10 protein-coding genes are annotated in these 8,286 nt (G+C 70.7%); 9 read left to right on the top strand and 1 reads right to left on the bottom strand.

Features of this window, described 5'->3' with window-relative positions; translation table 11 throughout:
* The 8 genes from VF794_RS13155 to VF794_RS13120 form a co-directional block, all read left to right on the top strand.
* On the top strand, positions 1-322 hold a 322-nt coding region (locus VF794_RS13155), incomplete at its 5' end, for an ATP-binding cassette domain-containing protein (RefSeq protein WP_331110263.1).
* Complete coding sequence (locus VF794_RS13150; protein WP_331110262.1) at positions 319-1,479, top strand: CehA/McbA family metallohydrolase; 1,161 nt, start codon at positions 319-321, stop codon at positions 1,477-1,479. The genes VF794_RS13155 and VF794_RS13150, both read left to right, overlap by 4 nt.
* Positions 1,480-1,810: 331 nt before the next feature.
* The gene (locus tag VF794_RS13145; RefSeq protein ID WP_331110260.1) at positions 1,811-3,082 is read left to right on the top strand and encodes a 3-deoxy-D-manno-octulosonic acid transferase; all 1,272 of its coding nucleotides are present in this window, start codon (positions 1,811-1,813) and stop codon (positions 3,080-3,082) included.
* On the top strand, positions 3,079-4,101 hold the full coding sequence (locus tag VF794_RS13140; RefSeq protein ID WP_331110258.1) for a glycosyltransferase: 1,023 nt from the start codon (positions 3,079-3,081) through the stop codon (positions 4,099-4,101). The genes VF794_RS13145 and VF794_RS13140 overlap by 4 nt, the downstream gene beginning before the upstream one ends.
* A complete protein-coding gene (gene lpxK, locus VF794_RS13135; protein WP_331110256.1) occupies positions 4,098-5,144 on the top strand; it encodes a tetraacyldisaccharide 4'-kinase in 1,047 nt (348 codons plus the stop codon). The genes VF794_RS13140 and lpxK overlap by 4 nt, the downstream gene beginning before the upstream one ends.
* A gap of 49 nt (positions 5,145-5,193) precedes the next feature.
* Positions 5,194-6,207, top strand: coding sequence for a bifunctional ADP-heptose synthase (locus VF794_RS13130; RefSeq protein ID WP_331110254.1), 1,014 nt, complete (start codon positions 5,194-5,196; stop codon positions 6,205-6,207).
* Positions 6,204-6,698, top strand: coding sequence for an adenylyltransferase/cytidyltransferase family protein (locus VF794_RS13125; protein WP_331110252.1), 495 nt, complete (start codon positions 6,204-6,206; stop codon positions 6,696-6,698). The genes VF794_RS13130 and VF794_RS13125 overlap by 4 nt, the downstream gene beginning before the upstream one ends.
* Before the next feature lie 6 nt (positions 6,699-6,704).
* Positions 6,705-6,896, top strand: coding sequence for a Trm112 family protein (locus VF794_RS13120; protein ID WP_331110250.1), 192 nt, complete (start codon positions 6,705-6,707; stop codon positions 6,894-6,896).
* On the opposite strand, the gene VF794_RS13115 is transcribed toward VF794_RS13120, so the two are convergent.
* Entirely contained in the window at positions 6,890-7,990 is a 1,101-nt protein-coding gene (locus tag VF794_RS13115) for a glycosyltransferase family 9 protein (protein ID WP_331110248.1), read from the bottom strand. The genes VF794_RS13120 and VF794_RS13115 overlap by 7 nt on opposite strands.
* A 76-nt stretch (positions 7,991-8,066) precedes the next feature.
* On the opposite strand from VF794_RS13115, the gene VF794_RS13110 reads away from it, so the two are divergent.
* A partial coding sequence (locus VF794_RS13110) for a YicC/YloC family endoribonuclease (RefSeq protein WP_331110246.1) occupies positions 8,067-8,286 on the top strand: 220 nt, incomplete at its 3' end.

The following is an 8,286-nucleotide window of genomic DNA, read 5'->3' as shown; positions in this document are numbered from 1 at the left end:
CGGAGGCCAGCGGCAGCGGCTGTGCATCGCGCGGGCGGTGCTGTCACGGGCGCCGGTGCTGGTGCTGGACGAGGCGACGAGCAGCCTGGATCCGGAGAGCGAGCGCGAGGTGCAGGCGGCGCTCGCGGCGGTGCTGCCGGGGAGGACGGCGCTGGTGATCGCCCACCGGTTGTCGACCGTGGTGGAGGCGGACCTCATCTGCGTGGTGGAGGCGGGGCGGGTGGTGGAGCGGGGCAGCCACGCGGAGCTGGTGAAGGCGGGAGGCCGCTACGCGGCGCTGTGGACGCTCCAGACGGCGGGGGCGGAACGAGGCGCGGCGTGAAGCCGGCGGTGCTGGTGGGCAAGCTGCTGCGGGCGCTGCTGGGGCTGGTGCTGGTCCTGCTGGGCGTGGCGGGGTTCTTCACCCTGTCGGCCACGTATGCCGAGTACCCGGTGATACCGACTCGCGCGGACGCCCTCGGGTGGGTGCGTGGGGCCTTCCACGTGCACACCACGGGCTCGGACGGGCGGGGCACGGTGGAGGAGGTGGCGGCGGCGGCGAAGGCGGCGGGCCTGCGCTTCGTGGTGCTCACGGACCACAACGACCTGGGACCACGGGAACCCGCCTTCGTGGACGGGGTGCTGCTGGTGCCGGGGGTGGAGCTGTCGACGGAACATGGCCACCTCGTCGCGTTCGGGTTGCAGCGGCCGCTGGAGGGAGTGCGACCGTGGATGGACGGAGGCGAGGCCGAGGCGGCGGTGGAGAAGGCGGGAGGGGTGAGCGTGCTCGCCCACCCGGTGCAGCGGCGCAACCCCTGGAGGCACCCCGAGGCCGCGAGGCGGGCGGACGGCTTCGAGCTGTATTCGGCGGACACGTTCTTCCGGGACGCGCTGCGCCACCCGTTCAGCCGGCTGCTGCCCGCGGTGGGGGCGTCCTTCGGCCAGCCGGTGCACGGGGTGATGATGCTGGTGGGGCCGCAACCGGAGCCCACGGAGCGGCTGCTCGAGCTGGCGCGGGAGAAGCCCCGGGTGGCGCTGTGCTCGCATGACGCGCACGGGCTGCCGCGCTACGAGGACGTCTTCCGGGCGCTGGCGATGTACCTGCCGCCCTCGAAGGGAACGGCGCCCCAGGCGCTGCCCGAGGAGCCGCGAGCCGCCGCCGAGGTGGTGGTGAAGGGGCTGGCGGGCGGCGGGGCCCTCTGCGCCTTCCGCGCGCTGGGCGAGCCCGTGGGCTTCGCGCTGGAGGGCGTGGACGCGCAGCGCCGGGAGGCACACGTTGGCGACGTGCTCACGGTGCGCTTGCCGTCAGAGGTCGGCGACGAGGTACGAATCGAGGTCCGCGGAGCGGGCCGACTGAGGCCGGATGGGCGGTCGGTGCAACTGGTGGAGGAGGGGGCGGTGCAGGTGGAGGTGTGGGTGAGAGGGCCGGGAGGCTTCTTCGGTACGGAATGGCGCCCGTGGATCGTTCCGAGTCCGGTGCGAGTCCTCCCTCGAAGCTGAGTCCACGAAGTCGAACGGCTGCCCCCGCGAATCGCGAGAGCAGCCGTTCTTGTTACAGCCCCATCGGGGAGGAAGCCCCGCGCCGCCCAGCGTCGGTGCGGAGCCCCTGGTCACCCGAGGGTGAAGCTCTGTTGCTGCTCCTGTTCCCCATGCCTTGGGGACGAAAACACTCTGCCTCGGGAATCCGGCGATTTCAAGGCTTGCGGATAATTTCTATTTTTCTCTGGTTTTGAGGAGGGTGAGAAAAATCCAGGTGGGAGGGCAGGCGCGTGTGGGAGGTGGCGTGTGCTGCCGGGAGGGGCGGCATCTGGTAGAGGGCGACCCGGTCTCCATGCGCCTGCTCTACGTCCTCGCCAGCTACGTACTCTTCGCGGTGCTCTTCCCGGTGTTGTCGCTGCATCGCAAGACGCGGCACGGGCTGAGGCAGCGGCTCGGCTTCTACGCGCGGGGAGAGCTGCCGGCGCGAGGGCCTGGCCCGACGTTGTGGCTGCACGGGGCGAGTGCGGGGGATCTGCTGGCGCTCTCTCCGATGTTCGGCCCGCTGCGGGCGCGCTTCCCGGGGTGCCGCATCGTGCTCTCCACGATGACGAACTCGGGCTACATGATGGGGAAGGAGCGGCTGGCGAAGCAGGTGGACGCGGTGGTGTACGCGCCGTACGACCTGTGGGGCGCCACGCGCCGGGCGGTGCGGGCGCTCGGGCCGGACCTGCTGGTGCTCGAGTACACGGAAATCTGGCCCAACCTCATTCGCGCGGCGAGGCGGGCGGGAGCGCGGGTAGCGCTGACGAACGGGCGCTTCTCGCCGGCGCACCAGGGGAAGTACCGGCTGTTGTTCTCGCTGATCGGCAACCCACTGCGAGACATGGACTTGTTCCTGATGCGTGGGGAGGACGAGGCGGAGCGGGTATTGGGGCTGGGGGCGCCGAGCGAGCGGGTGTTCGTGACGGGGAACACGAAGTTCGACGCGCTGGCGGCGGCGGCGGCGGGGCAGGAGGACGAGGCGCTGCGGAGCGCGCTGGGACTGAGGGCGGGAGAGCGGGTGTGGATCGCCGGCAGCACGCACGAGGGCGAGGAGGAGCACCTGCTGGCGGTGTACCGGCGGCTGCGGGAGACGCACCCGGAGCTGCGACTGGTGATCGCACCGAGGTACATCGAGCGAGCGGGACGGATCGTGGGTCTGGCCAAGGAGCAGGGGCTGAGCGTGGGCCTGCGCTCACAGGGGAACGCGGAGGGAGGGCGGGTGGTGGTGCTGGACACGATTGGGGAGCTGACGAGGGCGTACCGGCTGGGGACGGTGGTGTTCGTGGGCGGGTCGTTCACGACGCGAGGGGGGCAGAACATCCTGGAGCCCGCGGGGCAGGGGAAGCCGGTGCTGTTCGGGCCGCACATGGAGAACTTCCGGGACAGCGTGCAGGTGCTGGTAGGGCGAGGGGGCATCCAGGTGAAGGACGCGGACCAACTGTACCGGGTGATGTTGGAGCTGTTGGCGAAGCCGGAGACGGTGACGACGTTGGGGGAGCTGGCGAGGGCGACGGTGAGACAGATTTCGGGAGCGAGCGAGCGCAACGTGGAGCACATGGCGGGAGCCCTGACCGCTCGATGAAGATCCTGCACCTTCTGGCGAGTCCCTTCTGGAGCGGCCCTGCGGAGAACGTGGCGCTGCTGGCACGAGCGCAGCGCGAGGCGGGGCACGAGGTGAGCGTGGCGGTGGATCGCCGCCGGAGGGAAGTTGCGGCGGAGGAACCGGCGGTGCCGCGTTTCGAGGGGTTGGGGCTGCTGGATGAGGGAGGGCTGGAGCTGTCGGTGAAGTCGCCGCCGTGGGTGGTGTGGAGGGACATGAGGCGGCTGAAGGCGAGAAGCGTGGACGTGGTGCACGCGCACTTCACGCACGACCACCTGGTGGCGAGGTGGGCGAGGCCGCGAGGGGCGGTGCTGATCCGTTCAGTGCATGCGCCGAGGTCGTTGAGACCATCGCTGCCGTACGCGGACGGGTACACGGTGCCGGCGTCCTCGGTGATCACCCGGCTGCTGGGCCGGAGGGTGCGAGTCCTTCCGCCGCTGGTGGACCCGAGCTTCCGTCCAGCGGAGGACCGGGACGCGCTGAGGAAGGAACTGGGACTGACGGGCGCGCCGTTGGTGGGGATGGTGTCGACGTTCCAGGCCTCGAGGCGGCACACCTTGGGAGTGGAGGCCTTCGCGAGGCTGCGCCGGACGCACGGAGGAGCGAGGCTGGTGCTGGTGGGAGACGGCGAACGGGTGGAGTCGGTGCGGCAGCAGGTGCGGACGCTGGGGCTGGAGGAGGCGGTGACCTTCGCGGGGTACCAGCAGGGCGAGGCGTTCGTGAGGTGGCTGAGGGCGCTGGACGAGGCGTGGGTCCTGGGCCTGGGGAACGACTGGAGCGCACGAGCGGCGGCGCAGGCGAGGGCATGCGGGGTGCGGGTGGTGGCGGTAGGGGAGGGCAACCTGCCAGCGCTGGCGGATGTGCTGGTGGAGGAGCCGACGCCGGAGGCGGTGGTGGCGGCGTCCGAATCGGGAGCGAGGGCCCTGGTGGAGCACCCGAGCAACGCGCGGATCGCGGCGGACGTGCTGGCCCTGTACGAGCAGGCGAGGGCGGAGCGGTGAGCGAGACGACGATCGAGCGCGTCTTCTACCCGTCGAAGCCGGAACCCTGGAGCCGGAGGGCGTTGCTGGCGCCGCTGGAGGTAGCGGCGTGGGGATACGGGGCGGGAGTTCGGCTGAGGGGAGTGCTCTACGACGCGGGGCTGCTGAGGGGCGAGCGGGTGGAAGGGCTGCGGGTCATCTCGGTGGGCAACCTGAACGTAGGAGGGACGGGGAAGACGCCGGCGGTGCTGTACCTGGCGGAGTTGCTGGTGAGGGAGGGGAGGCGGGTGGGCATCCTCACGCGGGGGTACGGGAGGGGTTCGAAGGAGCCGCTGACCTTCACGGGGAAGGAACGCCTGCCTTCGGTGGAGGAGGCGGGGGACGAGCCGCTGCTGCTGGCGCGCCGCTGTCCGGAGGCGAGGCTGCTGGTGGGAGCGGATCGGCGGCTGCTGGCTCGGTGGGCGAGGGACGAGTTCAAGCTGGAGGTGGTGCTGCTCGACGACGGCTTCCAGCACCGGAAGCTGGCGAGGGACGAGGACGTGGTGGTGGTGGACGAGGCGGTGGGCTTCGGCAACGGCCGGATGCTGCCGCGGGGCCCGCTGCGCGAGCCGCTCTCGGGACTGGGCCGGGCCACGCTCTTCTGGGTGCGAGCCGCGACGACGCCTGGGCCTCCGCTTCCTCCACTGCCAGCGCCCTGGGTGAGGACTCGCTACCGACCCACGGCGTGGGTGGACCCCTCGGGAGGGCTGCACCCCGTGGAGGCGCTGGCGGGCCAACCAGTGCTGGGGCTGGCGGGGCTTGCTCGGCCGGGGGGCTTCCTGAGGACACTGGGGGAGCTGGGGGCCGAGGTCCGCGGGACGGCCTTCTTCCCGGACCATCATCGCTTCAGCACGAGGGAGCTCCAGGAGGTGGGCACAAGGGCGGCGCGCCTGGGAGCGCGGGTGGTGACGACGGAGAAGGATCTGGTGCGCCTGCCTGGAGGCTTCGAGACCTGGACGGTGCGGTTGGGGGTGGAGGTGCTCGAGGGCGAGTCGCACCTTCGCCGGGCGCTCGGGCTTGGGTAGACAAAGGTCGGCTTGTGGACGAGGTGCCGCTATGGGACAACGCGCCGCCATGGCTGCTGTCGTGCCCGTCCGAGCGATTCCGACCCTGGACCAGATTCCGTTGGCCTTCGCACGCCGAAGGGTGCTGCTGGTGGGGGATCTGGTCGCCGACCACTACATCTATGGACAGACGGATCGGGTGAGCCGAGAGGCCCCGGTGCTGATCGTCCGGCACGAGTCCTCCGAGGTGAAGCTGGGAGGAGGGGCGAACGTCGCGGCGAACGTGCGAGCGCTATCGGGGCAGGTGACGGCGGTGGGGGTGCTGGGCGCGGACGAGATGGGCCGAGCGCTGCGCAAGCTGTGCGACGAAGCGGGCATCGAGCTGCGCGCGGCGAGCACCCGAGGGGTGGAGACGGAGACGAAGACGCGCATCCTGGCGGGAGGGGCGAGCACGACGCGGCAGCAGATGTTGAGGCTGGACCGCGGGCAGCGAGGCCCGTTGCCGCCGAAGCTCAGGCGGCTGCTGGTGAAGCGGGTGGAGGAGGCGGCGAAGGACGCGGACGTGGTGGTGGTGTCGGACTACGGGGCGGGGGTGGTGGGGGACGAGATGCGGGAGGCGTTGCGCAAGCTGGCGGCGGAGGGGCTGCCGGTGTGCGTGGACAGCCGGTATGCCTTGTCGAGCTTCACCGGGGTGACGGTGTGCAAGCCGAACGAGCCGGAACTCCAGGCGCTGGTGGGCCGTCCCTTGAGGACGGAGGCGGAGGTAGTGGAGGCGGGGCGGGAGATGGTGAGGCGGATGGAGTGCAAGGCGCTGCTGGTGACGAGAGGCCGGCACGGGATGGTGCTCTTCGACGCGGAGGGCGGAGTGGACAAGATTCCGGTGCATGGGGCGAAGGACGCGGTGGACGTGACGGGGGCTGGGGACACGGTGCTCGCGGCGTTGTCGCTGGGGTTGGCGGCTGGGGGGAGCTTCGGGGAAGCGGCGAGGCTGGCGAACGTGGCGGGGGCGCTGGCGGTGCAGAAGCTGGGGACGGCGACGGTTGCGCGGGACGAGCTGCTGGGAGAGCTGAGGGGCGCGAAGTGAGTACGCAGAAGAAGGTGGTGCGGCTGGCGGAGGTGGTGGAGGAGCGGGAGAGGTGGAGGGCGGAGGGGAAGAAGGTGGCGCTGGCGAACGGGGTCTTCGATCTGATCCACGTCGGGCACGTGCGCTATCTGGAGGGGGCGAAGGAGCTGGCGGACTGCCTGGTGGTGGCGGTGAATTCGGACGCCTCCACGAGGGCGTACAAGGGGCCGGGCCGGCCGCACATCCCGGAGGGGGAGCGAGCGGAGATGGTGGCGGCGCTGGCGTGTACGGATCGAGTGCTGGTGTTCGACGAGCCGAACGTGAGGAAGATCATCCGGGAGTTGAAGCCGGACGTGCACGTAAAGGGGACGGACTACACGCCGGACACGATTCCGGAGGCGGAGGAGGTACGCGCCTACGGAGGCCGGGTGGCGGTAGCGGGAGACCCGAAGAACCACAGCACGACGGAGCTCGCGCAGCGGCTCCAGTCGGAGCGGAGCGGGACGAAGTAGGCGCGCATGAACCTGCCGGAGTGGCTGCTCTCGACGCTGGCGTGCCCGAAGTGCAAGGGGGCCCTGACAACCCCCCACTCCGAGAGCACCAATCCGCCGGAACTCCACTGTACCCAGTGCCGTCTCGCCTATCCCATCCGAGACGGGGTACCGGAGCTGTTGCCAGGGGAAGCGCGCTCGCTCGAATCCGTTCAGTGAGCTGAATCCCGGGCCGACAGTCCCCCCGCGAACGAGCGCACCTCCTCGAACACGCGGGCCGCGAGGTCGCCGCCAGAATCAACGACAGGGGTTAAATCCACCATGCGGTGGGGCGGGAAGTCATGCCCCCAGCGGGCCATGTCCATGCGGAGGAAGAGCCCGAGGGTGGGAGCGCCGGTGGCGACGGACAGGTGCATGGGGCCGGTGTTGTTGCAGACGGTGAGGCCGGCGGCGCGCATGAGGGCGGCGAGCTCATCGATGCTGGTGGGAGGAGCGATCTGAGCGCCGGGAGCGGCGGCGACGACGGTACGGGCGAGTTCCTCCTCACCGGGGCCCCAGGTGACGATGGGGGTCCGTCCGGAGGCAATCAAGGCCCGAGCGGCGGAGGCGAAGGCCTCGGGAGGGATGCGGCGCCAGCCGAGCCGTCCGCCGGGGTTGACGACAGCGCGGGGAGTCCCTGAACCGGCCTCGAGCCAGGCGCGGAACTTCTCGCTGAGGTTGGGAGAGCGGAAGGACAGCGCCTCACGGGGAGCCCCCTGGACGAGAGGGGAGAGCAGGTGGACGCGCTGAACGGCCTCGCGGGTGGTATCGGAGCGGGCGGGGACGGAGAGGGAGTGGAGGTAGTGAACGGGCCACATGCGAGGCCCGATGACGAGGGAGCGGGGTCCGATCAGGCGGGAGATGATGGCGGAGGTCACCGAGGGGGTGGACCAGTTGGCGCAGTCGACGACGACGTCATAGCGCTCGCGGCGCAGGGCGCGGACGCCGGGGGCGAGGGGTCCGAGCCAGAGCAGACGCCGGTCGAAGGGGATGATGCGGTCGGCCTCGGGGTGACCGAGGAGGACGCGGGCGACCTTGGAATGGACGAGGACGTGGACCTCGGGGGGAGGCTGGGCGGCCTTGAGGGTGCTCAGCAGGGGGGTGGTGAGGAGGGCCTCGCCCACACGGTTATCGATGCGAACCAGGAGGACGCGCCGGGGGGAGGGGAGGGAAGAGCCGACCTTCGGGCGCCGACCGGGGCGCCAGAGAAGAGCGGATGCCACCAGGGCGAGTGCCAGCTTCGCCCACAACTCGAGCCGCTTGTGCCAGACCATCGGGGGGCGGACCATAGCAGAGAGGATCCGCGCCAGTGACTTGACCTGTTGGCCGGAAGGGCCTAGCAACCGGCCAATGCTGAAGAGCATGACCGGTTTTGGAGCGGGACGCGCACGGGTAGGAGACGAGGAGTTCTCCGTCGAGCTGCGCTCACTGAACCACAAGTTCTGCGAGGTAAAGGTCCGGCTCCCGAGGGAGCTGGCGGCGCTGGAGTCCGCGGCGGTGAAGCAGGTGAAGGACCGACTCGCGCGCGGCTCGGTGGAGGTCTTCATCAAGCGTCAGACGGCGACGGCGG

The organism is Archangium sp., assembly GCF_036389735.1.
Classification (GTDB): Bacteria; Myxococcota; Myxococcia; order Myxococcales; family Myxococcaceae; genus Archangium.
This window is presented reverse-complemented; position numbering and strand designations above follow the sequence as displayed.